The sequence below is a fragment of the Dactylosporangium sucinum genome, assembly GCF_014647515.1.
Taxonomy (GTDB): domain Bacteria; phylum Actinomycetota; class Actinomycetes; order Mycobacteriales; family Micromonosporaceae; genus Dactylosporangium; species Dactylosporangium sucinum.
In genome coordinates this window covers 9,232-9,743 of the sequence record NZ_BMPI01000138.1, presented here as the reverse complement: position 1 = coordinate 9,743, position 512 = coordinate 9,232, and the positions used below count along the sequence as shown (strand labels likewise).

Below are 512 nucleotides of genomic sequence, written 5' to 3'. Positions count from 1 at the left end.
GTGGCGGTTTACCGGCAGTTGGAGGCCTGGGGGTTGCGGCCGCGGTGGTTGGGTGGGCATTCGATCGGTGAGTTGACCGCTGCGTATCTGGCCGGTGTCTGGGACCTCGAAGGCGCGTGCAGGATTGTGGCGGCTCGGGGCCGGTTGATGGCGTCGGCGCCTTCTGGTGGGTTGATGGCGTCGGTCGTGGCGTCGGAGGAGGAGATCCGGCCGTATCTCGTCGAGGGGCGGGTCGGTCTGGCGGCGGTGAACGGGCCCACCTCGGTGGTGGTGTCCGGTGATGCCGATGCGGTGACCGCGCTCATCGAGGGACGCAAGGCGAAGCTGCTGAAGGTCTCCCACGCGTTCCACAGCCACCATCTGGACGGCATCCTCGACGACTTCCGGGACGTGGTGGCGAGTGTGCCGGCGCGTGAGCCGGTGATCGGGTTGAACACCACCGGTGATGTGACCGACCCGGAGTATTGGGTGCGGCAGGCGCGGGACGCGGTGCGGTTCGCCGATGACGTGCG

At 68.4% G+C, this 512-nt stretch carries 1 protein-coding gene; it reads left to right on the top strand.

The features are described from left to right. Positions 1-512 (top strand): acyltransferase domain-containing protein (locus IEZ31_RS54985; RefSeq protein ID WP_190258160.1); only part of this gene is annotated, 512 nt, incomplete at both ends.